We start from the raw sequence: 17774 nt of genomic DNA, 5'->3' as shown, positions 1-17774 counted from the left end.
CGTCGTTCGCGCGGAGGACCCCGCGCGCTTTGACCGGCGTTGACGTAAACGACTAGACTAAACGGGCGTGTACTACGTGCGCGCATCTACAATCCACAAAATCAGGATGACCCGGCATATCACCTGCTGAGATGCCGTGTTCTTCGTCTGCATTCCATAATGCGGGGGGAGCGGTTTGCCTGACCGACTAACTATCCACAACGGAGCCCCTACTACATGACCATCACCTCCACCGAGAAGCCCGGTACCCCCGTAGTCGCGATTAACGACATCGGTACCGCTGAGGACTTCCTCGCAGCTGTCGACGCCACCATCAAGTACTTCAACGACGGAGACCTCGTCGAAGGTACCGTCGTCAAGGTCGACCGCGACGAAGTTCTGCTCGACATCGGTTACAAGACCGAAGGTGTCATTCCCTCCCGCGAGCTTTCCATCAAGCACGACGTTGACCCCGGAGACGTCGTCTCCGTTGGCGATCAGGTCGAAGCCCTGGTGCTCACCAAGGAAGACAAAGAAGGCCGCCTGATCCTCTCCAAGAAGCGTGCTCAGTACGAGCGTGCCTGGGGCGACATCGAGAAGGTCAAGGAAGAAGACGGTGTTGTCACCGGTACCGTCATCGAGGTTGTCAAGGGTGGTCTTATCCTCGACATCGGTCTGCGCGGCTTCCTGCCCGCATCCCTCGTCGAGATGCGCCGCGTGCGCGACCTCGCTCCGTACATCGGTCAGCAGATCGAAGCCAAGATCATCGAGCTGGACAAGAACCGCAACAACGTTGTCCTGTCCCGCCGTGCATGGCTCGAGCAGACCCAGTCCGAGGTCCGCTCCACGTTCCTTAACAAGCTGGAAAAGGGCCAGGTCCGTCCCGGCGTCGTTTCCTCCATCGTCAACTTCGGTGCCTTCGTGGACCTGGGCGGCGTAGACGGTCTGGTTCACGTTTCCGAGCTGTCCTGGAAGCACATCGACCACCCGTCCGAGGTTGTCGAAGTTGGCCAGGAAGTCACGGTCGAGGTTCTCGAGGTCGACCTGGACCGCGAGCGCGTCTCCCTGTCGCTCAAGGCTACGCAGGAAGATCCGTGGCAGACCTTCGCCCGCACCCACGCCCTCGGCCAGGTTGTTCCGGGTAAGGTCACCAAGCTGGTTCCGTTCGGCGCGTTCGTTCGCGTTGAAGACGGCATCGAAGGCCTGGTCCACATCTCCGAGCTCGCCGTGCGTCACGTTGAGCTGGCCGAGCAGGTTGTCTCCGTTGGCGACGAGCTGTTCGTCAAGGTCATCGACATCGACCTCGAGCGCCGCCGCATCTCCCTCTCCCTCAAGCAGGCCAACGAGGGCGTCGACGCCGACAGCACCGAATTCGACCCGGCACTCTACGGCATGGCCGCCGAGTACGACGAAGAGGGCAACTACAAGTACCCGGAGGGCTTCGACCCGGAGTCCAACGAGTGGCTTGAAGGCTACGAGACGCAGCGCGCCGCCTGGGAGCAGCAGTACGCTGACGCCCAGACCCGCTGGGAAGCCCACAAGAAGCAGGTTGCCCAGCACGCTGCCGACGACGCTGCAGCTGCAACGTCCGGCGAGAGCGACTCCGGCACCACCAGCTACTCCTCCGAGCCGGCTGCAACCGAAGCCGGTGCAGGCACGCTTGCCTCGGACGAGGCTCTTGCCGCTCTGCGCGAGAAGCTGACCGGCAACTAATTGCCCCCGGTTCTCAGGCGTCCGCTTCCTGAGTCCAGGCAGTTTGTAGCCTAAAGCTGCACCGTCACGGTGCAGTAGTTTGAATGCACAGCAAAGGTGGTCGTCCCTCTGGGGGCGGCCACCTTTGCGTTGCGCGGACATGCTCCGCGGCTGCCCGCTCCACACGACATGCTCATTCTTGGAGCCCTCCCCTTTAGGACATGCTCATTCTTGGGCGTCACCAGTGGACATGTGGACATAGTGTCCGGTCCTGGCCCCGAGCGCTGGACATGTCCAGTGGCGGCGACGTCGTGCCCGCTCCCAGGACCGGACATGTTCCTTTTTGGGACTCGCACGTGGGGACATGCTCACTCTTGGAACTCACCTCTCGGGACATGCTCATTTTTGGGCGTCACCAGTGGACATATGGGCATTGTGCCCAGTCCTGGCCCAGAACGAGGGACATGTCCAGCGGTCGGGAGGTGCAACATGTTCTGGCCTGCTGGCGAGGGACCGGCGCGTGCCCGAGGTGCGGCTGGCCGTGGAATCCTTGACGGCGGATCTTCCCTGAGTCCACACTTTGCAGGTTGAGATTTTCGCAGCCGACGACAAGGGGGAGTTCCATGGCTGAGCCATCGGGGGCAGTTGAAGCGCAGGGCACAGGCGGGGCAGTTGGTCCGTGGCCACGGGGCATCCATGCCATCACCTTGTTTGTCGAAAACCTGGCCACGACGAGGAGTTTCTACGAAGAAGTCTTCCGTCTGCCGCTCATCTTTGAGGACGACGTCTCTGCAGTCTTCAAGTTCGAGAACACTTTGATCAATCTGCTCACTATCTCCGAAGCCCCCCAACTCATCCAACCGGCAACCGTCGCCAACGTAGAGGCCGGCGTCCGCCTGCAGTTCACCATTGAAGTGGACGACGTCGACGACATGTGCGCGGAGTTGTCCCGCCGCGGCGTGGAACTGCTGAACGGTCCCATGGACCGGCCGTGGGGTATTCGTACAGCCAGCTTCCGCGACCCTGCCGGACACATCTGGGAAATCGCCCACTAGCCCGGTTCAGGCCAACGAAAACCATCTGGCCGCGGGAGGGCATGTCCAGTCCTGGACGCGTGGGGCGGGCATGAGGGCATTCTGCGCATTGCTCGCGGCCAGCGTGGGACATGTCCAGGGGTGGACGGTGAAGCGTCCCCGTGCGACGAGCCGCGCGGTCAGCGGAGCGGGATCGTGCCCTTGACCTGCATGGTGGCAGTCGCCGAGGCTGCACCAGTGACGAGTTCGGCACCCGCGGACTTCAGCAACGCAATGGCACCCACGTTGCCGGCCGTGGTCTCGGCCACCAGATGACTCGCTCCGGCAGACACGGCCAGGGCCTTCACGAGCCGCAGCGCCTCGCGGCCGACACCTCGGCCGCGGAAGCTCCGACCAAGCCAGATTCCGGTTTCCAGCGCCCCGCCAGCACCAGCCCCGCCAGCACCAGCCCCGCCAGCACCAGCCTCCAGCGGCTTCATCGTCCCCACCGCCGACCCCGGTCCCGGCCCTATACGCTTCAGCCGGACGGAACCGGCGAGTTGCCCGTCGCAGCTGATGGCCCAGCTCTTCTGCTGCGCGGGGCCGTCCAGGCCTGCGGCGGCGGCGTGGTGGAATTCGCGGAACCAGCTGATCCGGTCGGTGTTCCAGGCGGCGCTCTCGCCCAGCGGCGGGGTGACCTCGTCGGCGTCGGCATCCCGGAGCGCGAGCTCCAGGAGCTGTTCGAGCACGGCCTCGCTGACGTCAAGCAGCTCGACCGCGGGTACCGGCTCAGCTGATGGGGACATCGATCCACTCCGTCTCTCCGGGTAGCAACGCCGCACTGCCGGCTGACATGGCGGCCACCCGCTCCGCGGCGCGGGCGAGCTCCTCCGGATTGTCCGGCAGCGCAAGCCTCAGGACAGTAGTCTGCGCCTCGTAACGGGTTTCTGCCATGACAAAGCCCGCGGCGCGCAGATCGTTCTCGAGCCGCCCGGCCCCGGCGTGCCCCACCCGCACCGAACAGATCCGCAGCCGGCGGCGCCGCACGAGGGGCGCGAGTTCCAGCGACGCGGCCACCGATTCCGAGTACGCGCGCACCAGGCCGCCGGCGCCGAGGAGGATACCGCCGAAATAGCGTACGACGACGGCGGCGACGTCGCTGAGGTCGGCCACGCCGGGCGCGGTCTCGCGTTTGAGCAGCGCCTCCAGCATCGGGATGCCGGCAGTTCCGGACGGTTCGCCGTCATCGTTGGAACGCTGGACGTCCCGGTCGGGGCCGAGCACGAAGGCGAAGCAGTGGTGCCGTGCGTCGTGGAATTCTTTGCGGAGACCGGCCAGGACGAAGCGGGCTGCGTCTTCGTCCGCCGTGCGGGCAAGGACGGTGATGAAGCGGGACCGCTTGACCTCGATTTCGTGCCGGAACTGGGACCCTGCGGCGAGGGTGGTGTAAATGGAAGTCCTGCTCTCGGGGTAATCCGCCTCATCTTCCACCGGTTCAGTTTAGTCTTGTGGGGTGTTGAAGATCGGGTTGACCGGCGGGATCGCGTCGGGGAAGTCACTGGTTGCCGAGCGCCTGCGGGAGCTCGGCGCGGTGCTTGTCGACGCCGATGCGCTGGCCCGCGACGTCGTAGAGCCCGGCACGCCCGGGCTGGCACGGGTGGTCGAGGCGTTCAGCGCCGCCATCCTGACCTCCGATGGCCGGCTGGACCGGGCCCGGCTGGGTTCCCTGGTCTTCGGCAATCCGGAACGCCTGGCCGTGCTGAACGGAATCGTCCATCCGCTGGTCCGGGAGCGCGCCACGGCGATGGTGGCGGCCGCCCCGGCCGGCGCCGTCGTAGTCCAGGACATCCCCCTGCTGGTGGAAACCGGACAGGGGAAGAACTTCCACCTCGTGGTAGTGGTCGACGCCCCGGACGACGTCCGGGTCCGGCGCATGGCCGAACACCGCAATATGAGTGTCGACCAGGCGCACGCCCGGATGGCCGCGCAGGCAAGCCGCGAGGACCGGCTTGGAGCCGCGGACGTCGTGCTGGACAACTCGGGCACCCCCGACGAACTGAGGCACGCGGTAGATGCGCTGTGGGAAGGGCGGCTGGCGCCCTTCGCACTGAACCTCAAGGAGCAAAAGATCGCGCCGCGGACCGGCGGACCGGTCCTTGCACCGGCGGATCCGTCCTGGGCGGCGCAGGCAGGCCGGCTCATCGACCGGCTCCGCGCCGCTGTGCCGGAGGACGTGCTGTCCCTGGACCACATCGGCTCCACTGCCGTCCCGGGCCTGGACGCCAAGAACGTGATCGACCTGCAGCTGGGCGTCCGCGACCTCGAGGCCGCAGACAGGATCGCGCCGCTGCTGGCCGAGGCCGGATTCCCGCGCTGGCCCGGCATCATTTCCGACAACCCCAAACCCTCGCACTCCGACCCCGCTGACTGGGGCAAACGACTGCACGGCAACGCCGATCCCGGCCGGGCCGTGAACCTGCACCTCCGCGCCGCCGGATCGCCGGGCTGGCGGTACGCCCTGTGTTTCCGTGACTGGCTCCGCGCCGACGCCCGGGCCGGTGCGGATTATGTCGCCGAGAAGATCCGGGTGGCCGGGCTGCACGACGTCGACAAGTCCACCGCCGGCTACGCGGCGGACAAGGAAGGCTGGTTCACCGACTACGCCGCGCCCCGGATGGAAGCGTGGGTGTCGCGCACCGGCTGGCAGCCCCCGTCGTACGGTGACGACGCCGGTGACGACGCCGGTGACGACGCCGGTGACGACGCCGGTGACGACGCCGGTCCCGCTACTGCCCAAAGCTGAATCAGGACATCGTGTCGGGGGCCGGCGGTAGATTAGATACATGAGCCTTGCCCAGGAAATCAACCGTGTCGTGGCGCCCTTTGAGGTCATCAGCGACTTCCAGCCCGCGGGCGACCAGCCGGCGGCGATCGCGGAACTCACCGAGCGGATCCGCAACGGCGAGAAGGACGTGGTGCTGCTTGGCGCCACGGGTACCGGTAAGAGCGCGACGACGGCGTGGCTGATCGAGCAGGTCCAGCGCCCCACCCTGGTGATGGTGCAGAACAAGACCCTTGCCGCGCAGCTGGCCAACGAATTCCGCGAACTGCTGCCCAACAACGCGGTCGAGTACTTCGTCTCCTACTACGACTACTACCAGCCTGAGGCCTACGTGCCGCAGACGGACACCTTCATCGAGAAGGACTCCTCCGTCAATGAGGAAGTCGAACGTCTGCGCCACTCCGCGACGAACGCCCTGCTGACCCGGCGCGACGTCGTGGTGGTCGCCACGGTGTCCTGCATCTACGGCCTCGGCACCCCGGAAGAGTACATCGCCGGCATGGTGACGCTCCGCAAGGGTGCGGAGATGAACCGCGACGACCTGCTGAGGAAGTTCGTCGCCATGCAGTACACCCGCAATGACATGGACTTCCACCGCGGCACGTTCCGGGTCCGCGGCGACACCGTGGAAATCATCCCCATGTACGAGGAACTGGCGATCCGGATCGAGTTCTTCGGCGACGAGATCGAGAACATCTACACGCTGCACCCGCTGACCGGCGAGGTGATCCGGGATGAGACCGAGATGTACGTCTTCCCTGCCTCGCACTACGTCGCCGGGCCGGAACGCATGAGCCGGGCCATCACGAAAATCGAGGACGAGCTCGCCGAACGCCTCAAGGTCCTGGAAAGCCAGAACAAGCTCGTCGAGGCCCAGCGGCTGCGGATGCGCACCACCTACGACCTCGAAATGATGCAGCAGATGGGCTTCTGCAACGGCATCGAAAACTACTCCCGGCACATCGACGGCCGCGACGGCGGGACCGCGCCGCACTGCCTCATCGACTACTTCCCGGACGACTTCCTGCTGGTGATCGACGAATCGCACGTCACCGTCCCGCAGATCGGCGCCATGTATGAGGGCGACATGTCCCGCAAGCGGACGCTGGTGGACCACGGCTTCCGGCTGCCGTCGGCGATGGACAACCGGCCGCTGAAATGGGATGAGTTCCTTGAGCGCGTGGGCCAGACCGTCTACCTCTCCGCCACTCCGGGCAAGTACGAGCTCGGCAAGTCCGACGGCTTTGTGCAGCAGATCATCCGGCCCACCGGCCTGATCGATCCCGAGGTGATCGTCAAGCCGACCAAGGGCCAGATCGATGACCTGCTGGGCGAGATCCGCACCCGCACGGCCAAGAACGAGCGCGTCCTGGTGACCACGCTGACCAAACGGATGGCCGAGGACCTCACCGACTACCTCCTGGGCCACGGCGTGAAGGTGGAGTACCTCCACTCCGATGTCGACACCCTGCGCCGCGTGGAGCTCCTGCGGGAACTGCGGATGGGCGTTTTCGACGTCCTCGTGGGCATCAACCTGCTCCGTGAAGGCCTCGACCTCCCGGAGGTCTCGCTGGTGAGCATCCTGGACGCGGACAAGGAGGGCTTCCTGCGCTCGTCCACCTCACTGATCCAGACCATCGGCCGCGCCGCACGTAACGTGTCCGGCCAGGTGCACATGTACGCGGACCGGATCACTGACTCGATGGCCCACGCGATCGACGAGACCAACCGCCGGCGCGCTATCCAGGTCGCCTACAACACGGAGAAGGGAATCGACCCCCAGCCGCTCCGGAAGAAGATCGCGGACATCACCGACCAGCTGGCCAAGGAAGACGCGGACACCCGCGAACTGCTGGCGGCGGCAGGCAAGAACCGCGGCAAGGGCAAGGGCGCCGCGGTCATCCGGGCCGACGGGCTCGCGGCGGCCCCGGCCGAGGACCTTGTCGGGCTGATCGAACAGCTCACGGAGCAGATGCACGCCGCGGCCGGGGAGCTGCAGTTCGAGCTCGCGGCGAGGCTCCGCGACGAGGTGGGGGACCTGAAGAAGGAACTGCGGCAAATGCAGTCGGCGGGGCACGCCTAGGGTAAACTCGGACGAACGTAGGGGAGTATCCCAAGCGCTACGATCGTCAACACGCACGGCTACGATGCCGTGCCGGGCGTAGCGGGCAGCACGGCGGCACCACGCGCCGGCGGTCGGAGAGACTTACACCGCTGAGCTGTACCCTACGAAAGGTATTTCCCCGTGCCCGACCTTCCCCTGTGGTTCGAGATCGGCTCGTTTGTCGTTCTCGGCATCATCCTGGCCATTGATCTGCTGATGGTGCTTAAGCGCCCGCACGAGCCCTCCATGAAAGAAGCCGGACTGTGGGTCACGTTCTACGTGGCCCTGGCCCTGGTGTTCGCCGGCGCCATGTTCGCCTTCACCGGACCGGAGTTCGGCGGCCAGTTCATCGCCGGCTGGGTGACGGAATACAGCCTCAGCATCGACAACCTGTTCGTGTTCATCATCATCATGGCCCGCTTCTCGGTACCGCGTAAGTACCAGCAGGAAGTGCTCATGGTGGGCATCATCATCGCCCTGATCCTGCGCGGCATTTTCATCATGCTCGGCGCGATCGTGATCGAGCAGTTCAGCTGGGTCTTCTACATCTTCGGCGCCTTCCTGCTCTGGACCGCGTGGAAGCAGGCCCAGGACGAGGGCGAGGACGAGGAAGACAAGGAAAACCCGCTGATCGCCCGGATTCGCAGGGTCTTGCCGATGTCCGAAAAGTTCGACGGCGGCAAGCTCCGCACGGTGGTGGACGGCAAGAAGGTCTTCACCCCCATGCTGATCGTCTTTGTCACCATCGGCATGACGGACCTGCTGTTCGCGGTCGACTCCATCCCGGCGATCTTCGGCCTCACCCAGAGCGCCTTCATCGTCTTCACGGCGAACATCTTCGCCCTCATGGGCCTGCGCCAGCTGTACTTCCTGCTCGGCGGCCTCATGAACCGGCTCATCTACCTCAAGCACGCCTTGTCCGTCATCCTGGCGTTCATCGGCGTCAAGCTGGTCCTGCACGCCATGCACGTCAATGAACTGCCCTTCATCAACGGCGGCCAGCACATCGAATGGGCGCCGGAGATCCCCACCTACGTCTCCCTCGCCGTGATCATCGGCACCATCATCATCGCGGTGATCGCGAGCCTGATCAGCTCCAAGGCGTCCAAATCCAAGCTGGACGCCCGGCTCGAAGAGGACGCCCGCAAGAGCCTGAGCGACGTCGAATAGCTCCGGCGCGACCGGTCCGCGGCGCGGGCCTTCGGCCGGCGCCTTCCGGCAGGCGCCGGCACGTGCCGGACGCGTTATGCTCGGACCGTGAAGACCTTCTACCCTGCGGCACGTGACTCTGCGGCGCTGGACCTGCACCGGGTCCAGCGCCGCACCGTTTCCGTCCTGAGCGTTGCCCAGCTCCTGAGCAGCGTGGGCAGCGGTGCCAGTCTCTCCGTCGGCTCCCTGCTGGCCGTCCAGCTGTCCGGCTCCAATGCCTGGGCCGGTTCCGTCACCACAGCGGTGACACTGGCCGCCGCCGTCGCGGCGCTGCCCCTCGCCGGCCTGGCCGGACGCCGGGGCCGCCGGGCGGCGCTCGTGACCGGCCAGCTGTCGGCCATGGCCGGCTCCCTGCTCATCATCGCGTCCACGGTGTCCGGGATGTTCCCGGTGCTGCTGCTGGGAGCCGCGCTGCTGGGCTTGGGGACCGCCGCCAACCTGCAGGCCCGCTTCGCCGCCGTCGATCTCGCCGACGCCGAACACCGCGGACGGTCCCTCGCCATCGTTGTCTGGGCGGTGACGATCGGCGCCGTCGCCGGACCCAACCTGATCCGTCCGGGAGCAGCTGTGGGGGAGGCCCTGGGCCTGCCGGCACTGGCCGGACCGTTCGTGTTCTCCGCCGCCGGGCTGGCCCTGGCCGCCGTGCTGCTGGTCATCGGCCTGCGCCCGGATCCGCTGCTGCTCGCGGCCCGGATCAGGACGGCCGGCGAGCCTCTGGCGGCGAAAGGCACCACGGCTGCCCGACGCCGGCACGGCCTCCGCGCCGGCCTCCGGGCTGTCCGGAAGTCACCGCGGGCACGCCTGGCCCTGTTCGCGATCGTGGCCGCGCACGGCTGCATGGTGGCCGTGATGTCGATGACCCCGCTGCATCTCCAGCTCCTCGCCGAAGGCCCCATGGCCGACATGCCGGCCGGACATGTCCATGCCGCCAGCACGGACCTCCTGGTCCTGATCGGTTTCACGATCTCGCTGCACATCGCCGGCATGTACGCGCTCTCGCCGGTGATGGGCTGGCTCACCGATAAGACCGGCCGCCTCCCCGTGATCATTCTGGGGCACGGGCTGATTCTGCTCGCCGTCTGCGTCGCCGGATTCGGGCAGCAGCAACCCGTCCTGGTCACGGCGGGACTGGTACTGCTCGGCCTGGGCTGGTCGGCGGCCACCATCGCGGCCTCCACGCTCCTCGCCGAAAGCGTCTCCGCCGAGGACCGCGTCCTTGTCCAGGGCGTCTCAGACACCCTCATGGGGGCCGCCGGGGCGCTCGGCGCCGGCTTCTCCGGCCTCGTGATGGCCGGCGTCGGCTACCAGGGACTGAACCTGGCCGCAGCCGCCCTCGCCGCGGGGGTGCTGGCCGTCGCCGTCCCCGCTGCGGCGAGGGGCCGGGCAACCGCCGCAGCGGCCTAGCAGCACGACCCCTTCCCGCACAGCAGCTGATCACACGGCGGATGTCCGCACGCCCGATGTCCGTGCAGTGGCGGAAGCCGGGTCCGTATGCCCGCTCAGCGGGGGGCGGAGCGGGCCATCCCCAGCAGGCGACCGAAGATCGCCTCGCCGTCGTCCGCGATGCCGTCATGATGGAACTCGTCGGACTCCCACACCTGCAGGCCACGGACGGCGGCCGCGGTTTCCAGGGAGAGCTCGCGGTCCACGTAGATGTCGTCCGTGTACACGGCCGCAGCGACGGGCACGGTGTTGAAGGCCAGCCGCTCCGGATCGTAGAGCGGGCCCCAGTCGTCCTTCTCGGCGAGCAGCCGTGCCACGCCCTGCAGCGGGCGCAGGGCCGGGTCCTGCTCGAAATACCAGGGGTAGACCATTTCACCGGTTAGGAGCGGCTCCGCGGCGTCGGGGCGGAATTCGGGGAATTCCGCCAGGACCCGCCAGGCGGCCCAGTCGGTGGCCGCGGACTGGCCGTAGATGGATTCGTGCATCAGCGCGTACAGGGGGTTCGCGGCCCGGGACACGAGACCCCGGACCTGTTCCAGGAACGCGTCCGAGAGTCGGTCGCCGTCGGGTGTGGCCACGAAGGCGTCCTCAAGCAGGTGGTGGAGCGCATCCACCCGGGTGTTGCCACCCAGGAAGGAACCCACCATCTGGAAGCGCTCAACGGTGAGGCGGCCGCCGTCGGGCAGGAATTCCTCCGTCTCCCGCAGATGCCGGGCGATCCGGGTGACGGCGGCACGGTCCTCGGGGTACCAGCTGAAGTACTCGGCGTTCCGGGCCGCGACGCGCTGAAACGTTGCCCGGTACACGCGGTCCGCGGAGCCGCCCAGCGGGGCAAGGCCGCCGGTCACGAGCACCTCGCGCAGCCCCTCGGGCGCGAAGGAGAGGTAGCTGAGGGCGCAGAATCCGCCGTAGCTCTGGCCGTAGACGGTCCAGGGCGCGGCTCCCAGGGCCGACCTGATGGCCTCGGCGTCGGCGACGATGGAGTCGGCGCGGAAGTGCGTCAGGTAGCGGGCCTGCGCCGCGTCGCTGCCGCGTAGGGGCAGCGTGTTGCGGTCGATTGCCGAGGACAGGCCGGTGCCGCGCTGGTCCAGCATGAGGATCCGGAAGTCCCGTGCCGCGGCCTTGCTCCAGCCGCCCAGGGACGGCAACCGGTTACCGCGCCCGCCGGGGCCGCCCTGCAGGTAGAGCAGCCAGGGAAGCTCAGCCGCCGCTTCCTCGCTGTGCTCGGTGGACACGTATTCGCGGGCGAACACCGTGATGGTCTCGCCGCGGCGTCCGTCCTCGCTGAAGTGGTCCAGGGGTACCTGGAAGTAGTGTTCCGCGGTGCGCATGCCGCGGTAAGTGTGGCGCGCCCGGACGTGGCGCCGGACGCTGGATCCGGACTCGAGGAGGGCGGCTCCCATGAGCCCCGTCACCGGAAGATCAACCACGGGTGGCCTCCTCGCGGACGCCTGCACGGAAATCGCCCGAGCCCGCGCCGGAGCCGCCGAAAGCTTCCAGCGCGGCGCCGGTGAGGCGGAAGGTGGACCATTCGTCCATCGGGGCCGCGCCGAGCTTCCTGTAAAAGTTGATCGAGGGCTCGTTCCAGTCCAGGACGCTCCATTCGACCCGCGCATACCCGCGGCTGACGGCGGTGGCGGCCAGATGCTGGAGCAGTGCCTTGCCGTGGCCCTCGCCCCGGGCCTCGGGCCGGACGTAGAGATCCTCCAGGTAAATCCCGTGGACGCCTTCCCACGTGGAGTAGTTCAGGAACCAGAGGGCGAAACCGCGGACCTCGCCGTCGGCGTTTTCCGCCATGGTGGCGAAGACCCGGGGGTTCTCGCCGAACAGGACCCCGGTGAGCATCTCGGGGGTGTTCCGGACGGCGTCCGGTTCCTTCTCGTAGATGGCGAGGTCGTGGATCATCTGCAGGATGGCAGGGACGTCATGCGGGGCGGCAGGCCGAATTACACTCATTGTTCGAGTTTACTCGGGGCATCTGCCGGGCGGGTGACGGCCTTCGCGGGTGCCCGTGCCGCATGCCAGACAGTAGGCGCAGTCCCGCTAGAGGCGGTTGACGTCCGTGACGCGGACGACGGCGGTCCCGGACTCGTCCGAGGCCGCCAGGTCCACCTCGGCGGAGATGCCCCAGTCGTGGTGGCGGGCCGGGTCATCGAAGATCTGCCGGACCTTCCACACCCCGGGTTCCTCGGTGATGATCAGGAGCCCCGGGCCGCGGGCGTCCGGGCCGGTGCCGATGTCGTTGTGTTCGTCGAAGTAATCATCCAGCGCATCCTCCCAGCGTTCCGCGTCCCAGCCGGACCCGGCGTCGAGCTCGCCCAGGGCCGTGGCGGCTTCATCGGCGAAGAGCTCCACGCGGCGGAACATCTCGTTGCGCACCATCACCCGGAAGGCCCGGACGTTGGAGGTCAGCGACGGCGGCGGGGGCGGGGGAGCGTCATGCGGGGTGGGCGCGGCGCCGGAGGTCAGCTCTTCCCACTCGTCGAGCAGACTGGAATCAACCTGCCGGACCAGTTCGCCCAGCCAGGCGATGAGATCCTCCAGGTCCTCCCGGAGGGCGTCCTGCGGGACGGTCTGCCGGAGTGCCTTGAAACCGTCGGCGAGGTAGCGCAGCACGATCCCCTCGGAGCGGGCCAGGCCGTAGAACTGCACGAATTCGCCGAAGTTCATGGCGCGCTCGTACATGTCCCGGACCACGGACTTGGGGGCAAGTTCAAAGTCGCCCACCCACGGGGCGGCCTTGCGGTAGACCTCAAAGGCCTCGCCGAGGATCTCGGCGAGCGGCTGCGGGTACGTGACTTCCTCGAGCATCGCCATGCGCTGGTCGTACTCGATGCCGTCGGCCTTCATCGCCGCGATGGCTTCGCCGCGCGCCTTCTTCTGCTGGGCCGACAGGATCTGGCGCGGCTTCTCCAAGGTCGCCTCGATCACGGACACGACGTCCAGGGCGTACGACGGCGACTCCGGGTCCAGGAGTTCCAGCGCTGCGAGGGCGAAGGGGGACAGCGGCTGGTTGAGGGCGAAGTTGGCCTGCAGGTGGACCGTGAGCCGGACCGTGCGGCCGTCCGGCCCCTGCTCCTGAAGCGGGATGCGCTCCACGACGCCGGCAGCGAGCAGTTCGCGGTAGATGCCCAGGGCCTTCTTCATGAGCCGCAGCTGCGAGGACCGGGTCTCGTGGTTCTCGGTGAGCAGGCGCCGGGCGGCCTGGAACGGGTCGCCGGGACGTTCCATGAGGTTCATCAGCATCGCGTGCGTCACAGTGAAACTGGACGTGAGCGGGTCCGGCACCGACTCTACGAGCCGCTTGTAGGTCGGTTCGCCCCAGGATACAAAGCCTTCGGGGGGCTTCTTCTTGACCACCTGGCGCAGCTTCTTCTGGTCGTCGCCGAACTTGGCGGTGGCCTTGGCCATCGCCTTCACGTTTTCGGTCACGTGCTCCGGGGCCTGGACCACCACGGTCCCGGCGGTGTCATAGCCGGCGCGTCCGGCCCGCCCGGCGATCTGGTGGAACTCGCGGGAGTTCAGCAGCCGGGTGCGCACGCCGTCGTATTTGCTCAGTGCCGTGAGCAGCACGGTGCGGATCGGCACGTTGATGCCCACCCCGAGGGTGTCGGTGCCGCAGATGACCTTCAGCAGGCCGGCCTGGGCGAGCTGCTCCACAAGCCGGCGGTATTTGGGCAGCATGCCGGCGTGGTGGACGCCGATCCCGTGCCGGACCAGCCGGTTGAGGGTCTTGCCGAAGCCCGCGGCGAAGCGGAACCCGGCGATGAGCTCGGCAATCTTGTCCTTCTCCTCGCGGGTACAGACGTTGATGCTCATCAGGTTCTGTGCCCGGTCGATCGCCTCGACCTGGCTGAAGTGCACCACGTAGACCGGGACCTGCTTGGTGGCGAGCAGCTCTTCGAGGGTCTCGTGGACCGGAGTCTGTTCGTAGTAGTAGTGCAGCGGAATAGGGCGTTCGGCGGAACTGACGGTCGTCGTCGGACGGCCGGTCAGGGCGCTGATCCCTTCCTCGAAGCGGCTGACATCGCCGAGCGTCGCCGACATCAGCAGGAACTGCGCCTGGGGCAGTTCCAGCAGCGGCACTTGCCACGCCCAGCCGCGCTGCGGGTCGGAGTAGAAGTGGAACTCGTCCATGATGACGGCACCGAGTTCAGCCGCCGAACCCTCGCGCAGGGCAATGTTGGCCAGGATTTCGGCAGTGCAGCAAATGATCGGCGCGTCCTGGTTGACGCCGGAGTCACCGGTAATCATGCCGACGTTCTCGGCCCCGAAGATCTCGCAGAGGGCGAAGAACTTCTCCGAGACGAGGGCCTTGATCGGGGCGGTGTAGTAGCTGCGCTGTCCGCGGGCCATGGCCTGGAAGTGCGCGGCGATGGCCACGAGGGACTTACCGGACCCGGTGGGCGTGGCCAGGATGACGTTGGACCCGGCAGCCAGCTCCATGATGGCCTCGTCCTGGGCGGTGTAGAGGGCGAGGCCGCGGGTCTCCGTCCACTCGACAAACCGGGTGTAGAGCTCGTCCGGGTCCAGGGCCGTCCTGCCGGGAACTCGGGCGGCCGGGGCGGGGAGCTGATCAACGAGTTTCATTGCTGTCCAGCTTAGTGCCCGCATGCTGCCGGCGGCACCGGCGGGCTGGTGCGCCGCGCCCGCCGGATGCGTGGCTCCTTGGCTGGCCAACATTGCCGGGGCTACGCTTCGGGTAGGACAACAGCGCCGGGGACTGGAGGTAGCCGTGAAATGGGATCCCGAAAAGTATGTGCAGTTCGGTGATTACCGGGACAGACCGTACTTTGACCTCACGGGGCGGATCCACGCCGAAGCCCCGCGGCACGTCGTCGACCTCGGCTGCGGCCCGGGCAACCTGACCGCGACTCTCGCGGACCGGTGGCCGGGGGCACAGGTGGTGGGCCTGGATTCCTCGCCGGAGATGCTGGCCAAGTCGAGGGACCATGCGGCCGCGTCCCCCAACCTCTCCTATGAGCTGGCCGACATCGGGCACTGGCTGCCCTCCGGCGAGACCGATGTGGTGGTCACCAACGCCGCCCTGCAGTGGGTGCCCGGACACCGCGAGTTGTTGCCCGCGTGGCTTGATGCCCTCAAACCCGGGGCCTGGTTCGCGCTACAGGTGCCGGGGAACTTCAACGCCCCCTCCCACACCCTGATGCGGGAGCTGGCCGAGTCTCCGGCGTGGGCCGGGCGGCTCGCCGGGGTCCTGCGCCACGACGACGTAGTGGGGGAGGCGGCGGAATACCTCGACATCATGCTCGACGCCGGTTGCGCCGCCGATGCGTGGGAAACCACCTACCTGCAACTGCTCCCGGGCGCCCACCCTGTACTGGAGTGGGTCCGCGGGACGGGGCTCAGGCCGGTCCTGGCCGCCCTTCCGGCAGACGAGGCCAGGGACTTTGAGGCCGAGTACTCGGCGCGACTGGACGAGGCGTATCCGGCGGGCCGGCACGGGACCGTCTTCCCGTTCCGGCGCACCTTTGCGGTGGCGCAAAAGCGCGGGTGAGAGGCGTGTCTGCCGGTTGACACGAGGCACTCCGGAATGGGGCTTACAATGACGTGGCGGCGTGGGGGCGGCCGTTAGGCTGATTCCTATTCCGAGCCCTGGGCAAGTGATGGAGGTTCGGTGCTAGTAAGCCTGATGGCGCGGTTACTGTCCGCGCATAAGGGGAGCGTGCTGGCCATCGTTGTGCTCCAGCTCGTGCAAACCACCGCCAACCTGCTCCTGCCCACCCTGAACGCCGCGATCATCGACGACGGCATCATCGGCGGGGACACGGGGGAAATCCTCCATCTGGGCGGCTGGATGGCCGGAATCGCCGCCGTGCAGGTGGCTACCGCTATCGCGGCCGGTTACCTGGGCGCCGTCGTCGCCATGGAGCTTGGCGGGCAGCTGCGCGGGGAACTCTTCGCGAAGGTGCAGTCCTTTTCCTCCCAGGAGGTCGGGGTCTTCGGTGCGCCCAGCCTCGTTACCCGGGCCACGAACGACGTCGCCCAGATCCAGAACCTCGCAGTCCTGGTCTTCACCATGCTGATCGCGGCCCCTGCCATCTTCATCGGCGGCATCGCGCTGGCCGTGCACCAGGACGTCGTGCTGTCCTGGATCGTGGTCGCCGTGATTCCGATCCTCACGGTGATCATGACGGTGATCGTGCGCCGCCTGATTCCGCTGTACCGCGAGGGCCAGGGGCTCCTCGACAGGATCGGCCGCGTGCTGCGCGAGCAGATCATCGGCGCCAACGTCATCCGCGGCTTCGTCCGGCAGGACCACGAAATCCGCCGCTTCGACGAAGCCAATAAGGACCTCACCCGGAACAACCTGCGCTCCGCCCTGCTGGTGGCCGGGATGATGCCGATGATCATGCTGGTGGTCAACCTGTCCTCCGTGTGCGTGGTGTGGTTCGGCGGCCACCGGATCGACGCCGGCGAAATGCGGCTCGGCGCCCTCACGGCGTTCATCGCCTACATCCTGCAAATCCTGATCGCCATCATGATGGCGATGTACGTGTTCATGACCGCCCCGCGGGCCGCAGCGTGCGCGGAACGGATCCGCGAGGTGCTGGACACGAAACCGGCCATCGCGGACCCGGCTGCCCCCGCAGGCGCGCACGCCGGCCCTGCCCGGCCCGACGATGAGGCACAACCCGAAGATGCGGCCCGGCCCGGACATGCCGCACGCCCGGTGAGCACGTCGCATGCCCGTCATACTGCCCGCCCCGCAAACGCCGTCGAGTTCCGCAACGTGTCCTTCGCCTATCCCGGCGCCGAGGAGCCCGTGCTGGACGGCATCACATTCACCGCCGCCCCCGGGACCACGACGGCGATCATCGGCGCGACCGGCAGCGGCAAGACAACCCTCCTGAACCTGATTCCCCGCTTCCTCGACGCGACCGGCGGCGAGATCAGCATCGGGGGACGCAATGTGCGGGCCATGCCGCTGGAGGCCCTGCGGGGCCTCATCGCCATCGTCCCGCAGCACTCCTACCTCTTCTCCGGCACGGTCGCTGAAAACCTTCGCCTCGGTTCGCAGGCCGCCGCCGATCCGGACTTGTGGCAGGCACTCGAGTCCGCCCAGGCAGCCGACTTTGTCCGCGCCCTGCCCCTCGGGCTCGACGCGCCCGTCAGCCAGGGCGGCACCAACTTCTCCGGCGGCGAACGCCAGCGCCTGTGCATCGCCCGGGCACTGCTCAAAGATTCGCCGGTCTACCTGTTCGATGACAGTTTCTCCGCCTTGGACTACGGGACCGATGTCCGGCTCCGTGCGGCGATCGAGCCTCTGCTGGAGCGGGCCACTGTGCTGATCGTGGCCGAACGGGTGGCAACGATCGTGGACGCCGGGCTGATCCTCGTGCTGGAGGACGGTCGCCTCGTCGCGCAGGGCACACACGCCGAACTCATGGAGTCCTCGCCAAGCTACCGGGAGATCGCCGCGTCCCAGCTCGTGCTGGAGGAAACCCTGTGAGCCGCGGCCGCGCATCGGGCA

Annotated in this window: 13 protein-coding genes; 8 read left to right on the top strand and 5 right to left on the bottom strand. The window is 67.3% G+C overall.

Annotation, left to right across the window (positions count from 1 at the left end; genetic code table 11):
* Positions 1 to 216 precede the first annotated feature (216 nt).
* Both rpsA and C9424_RS04775 read left to right on the top strand, forming a co-directional pair.
* Complete coding sequence (rpsA, locus tag C9424_RS04780) at positions 217 to 1692, top strand: 30S ribosomal protein S1 (RefSeq protein ID WP_091247946.1); 1476 nt, start codon at positions 217 to 219, stop codon at positions 1690 to 1692.
* A 602-nt stretch (positions 1693 to 2294) separates the two neighbouring features.
* Complete coding sequence (locus C9424_RS04775) at positions 2295 to 2726, top strand: VOC family protein (protein ID WP_116765762.1); 432 nt, start codon at positions 2295 to 2297, stop codon at positions 2724 to 2726.
* A gap of 158 nt (positions 2727 to 2884) precedes the next feature.
* Here C9424_RS04775 and C9424_RS04770 read toward each other — a convergent pair whose 3' ends face one another.
* Both C9424_RS04770 and C9424_RS04765 read right to left on the bottom strand, forming a co-directional pair.
* On the bottom strand, positions 2885 to 3490 hold the full coding sequence (locus C9424_RS04770) for a GNAT family N-acetyltransferase (protein WP_116765761.1): 606 nt from the start codon (positions 3488 to 3490) through the stop codon (positions 2885 to 2887).
* Entirely contained in the window at positions 3474 to 4175 is a 702-nt protein-coding gene (locus C9424_RS04765; RefSeq protein ID WP_116765760.1) for an IMPACT family protein, read from the bottom strand. The genes C9424_RS04770 and C9424_RS04765 overlap by 17 nt, the downstream gene beginning before the upstream one ends.
* A gap of 22 nt (positions 4176 to 4197) precedes the next feature.
* On the opposite strand from C9424_RS04765, the gene coaE reads away from it, so the two are divergent.
* The 4 genes from coaE to C9424_RS04745 all read left to right on the top strand — a co-directional run bounded on the left by coaE (position 4198) and on the right by C9424_RS04745 (position 10243).
* Positions 4198 to 5487, top strand: coding sequence for a dephospho-CoA kinase (coaE, locus tag C9424_RS04760; RefSeq protein WP_116765759.1), 1290 nt, complete (start codon positions 4198 to 4200; stop codon positions 5485 to 5487).
* Between the two features lie 40 nt (positions 5488 to 5527).
* On the top strand, positions 5528 to 7609 hold the full coding sequence (gene uvrB / locus C9424_RS04755; protein ID WP_116765758.1) for an excinuclease ABC subunit UvrB: 2082 nt from the start codon (positions 5528 to 5530) through the stop codon (positions 7607 to 7609).
* A 162-nt stretch (positions 7610 to 7771) separates the two neighbouring features.
* Entirely contained in the window at positions 7772 to 8800 is a 1029-nt protein-coding gene (locus tag C9424_RS04750; protein WP_116765757.1) for a TerC family protein, read from the top strand.
* A gap of 87 nt (positions 8801 to 8887) precedes the next feature.
* The gene (locus C9424_RS04745; protein WP_116765756.1) at positions 8888 to 10243 is read left to right on the top strand and encodes an MFS transporter; all 1356 of its coding nucleotides are present in this window, start codon (positions 8888 to 8890) and stop codon (positions 10241 to 10243) included.
* 95 nt (positions 10244 to 10338) lie between these two features.
* Here the strand turns inward: C9424_RS04745 and C9424_RS04740 are convergent, their stop codons facing one another.
* The 3 genes from C9424_RS04740 to C9424_RS04730 form a co-directional block, all read right to left on the bottom strand.
* Positions 10339 to 11685: an alpha/beta fold hydrolase gene (locus tag C9424_RS04740; RefSeq protein ID WP_116765912.1), complete on the bottom strand. Its 1347-nt coding sequence runs from the start codon at positions 11683 to 11685 to the stop codon at positions 10339 to 10341.
* Positions 11686 to 11704: 19 nt separating this feature from the next.
* Positions 11705 to 12238, bottom strand: a complete 534-nt coding sequence (locus C9424_RS04735) for a GNAT family N-acetyltransferase (protein ID WP_116765755.1) — start codon at positions 12236 to 12238, stop codon at positions 11705 to 11707.
* An 87-nt stretch (positions 12239 to 12325) separates the two neighbouring features.
* Positions 12326 to 14872, bottom strand: a complete 2547-nt coding sequence (locus tag C9424_RS04730) for a DEAD/DEAH box helicase (protein ID WP_116765754.1) — start codon at positions 14870 to 14872, stop codon at positions 12326 to 12328.
* Positions 14873 to 15017: 145 nt separating this feature from the next.
* Between C9424_RS04730 and C9424_RS04725 the strand changes: the two genes are divergently transcribed.
* Both C9424_RS04725 and C9424_RS04720 read left to right on the top strand, forming a co-directional pair.
* Positions 15018 to 15797, top strand: coding sequence for a trans-aconitate 2-methyltransferase (locus tag C9424_RS04725; RefSeq protein ID WP_116765753.1), 780 nt, complete (start codon positions 15018 to 15020; stop codon positions 15795 to 15797).
* Between the two features lie 135 nt (positions 15798 to 15932).
* Entirely contained in the window at positions 15933 to 17753 is a 1821-nt protein-coding gene (locus C9424_RS04720) for an ABC transporter ATP-binding protein (protein ID WP_116765752.1), read from the top strand.
* The last annotated feature ends 21 nt before the right edge of the window (positions 17754 to 17774 follow it).

Origin of the sequence: Arthrobacter sp. H-02-3 (genome assembly GCF_003097355.1) — a bacterium.
GTDB lineage: Bacteria > Actinomycetota > Actinomycetes > Actinomycetales > Micrococcaceae > Arthrobacter > Arthrobacter humicola.
The sequence above is the reverse complement of the archived record's forward strand: the minus strand, read 5'-3'. Positions and strand labels throughout refer to the sequence as shown.

What these genes read in the sequence shown, in the direction of transcription:
- rpsA (WP_091247946.1), top strand. Translation starts at nt 217, where the DNA reads ATGACCATCACCTCCACCGAGAAGCCCGGTACCCCCGTAGTCGCGATT.
- C9424_RS04775 (WP_116765762.1), top strand. Translation starts at nt 2,295, where the DNA reads ATGGCTGAGCCATCGGGGGCAGTTGAAGCGCAGGGCACAGGCGGGGCA.
- C9424_RS04770 (WP_116765761.1), bottom strand. Translation starts at nt 3,490, where the DNA reads ATGTCCCCATCAGCTGAGCCGGTACCCGCGGTCGAGCTGCTTGACGTC.
- uvrB (WP_116765758.1), top strand. Translation starts at nt 5,528, where the DNA reads ATGAGCCTTGCCCAGGAAATCAACCGTGTCGTGGCGCCCTTTGAGGTC.
- C9424_RS04740 (WP_116765912.1), bottom strand. Translation starts at nt 11,685, where the DNA reads ATGGGAGCCGCCCTCCTCGAGTCCGGATCCAGCGTCCGGCGCCACGTC.
- C9424_RS04735 (WP_116765755.1), bottom strand. Translation starts at nt 12,238, where the DNA reads ATGAGTGTAATTCGGCCTGCCGCCCCGCATGACGTCCCTGCCATCCTG.
- C9424_RS04730 (WP_116765754.1), bottom strand. Translation starts at nt 14,872, where the DNA reads ATGAAACTCGTTGATCAGCTCCCCGCCCCGGCCGCCCGAGTTCCCGGC.
- C9424_RS04720 (WP_116765752.1), top strand. Translation starts at nt 15,933, where the DNA reads ATGGCGCGGTTACTGTCCGCGCATAAGGGGAGCGTGCTGGCCATCGTT.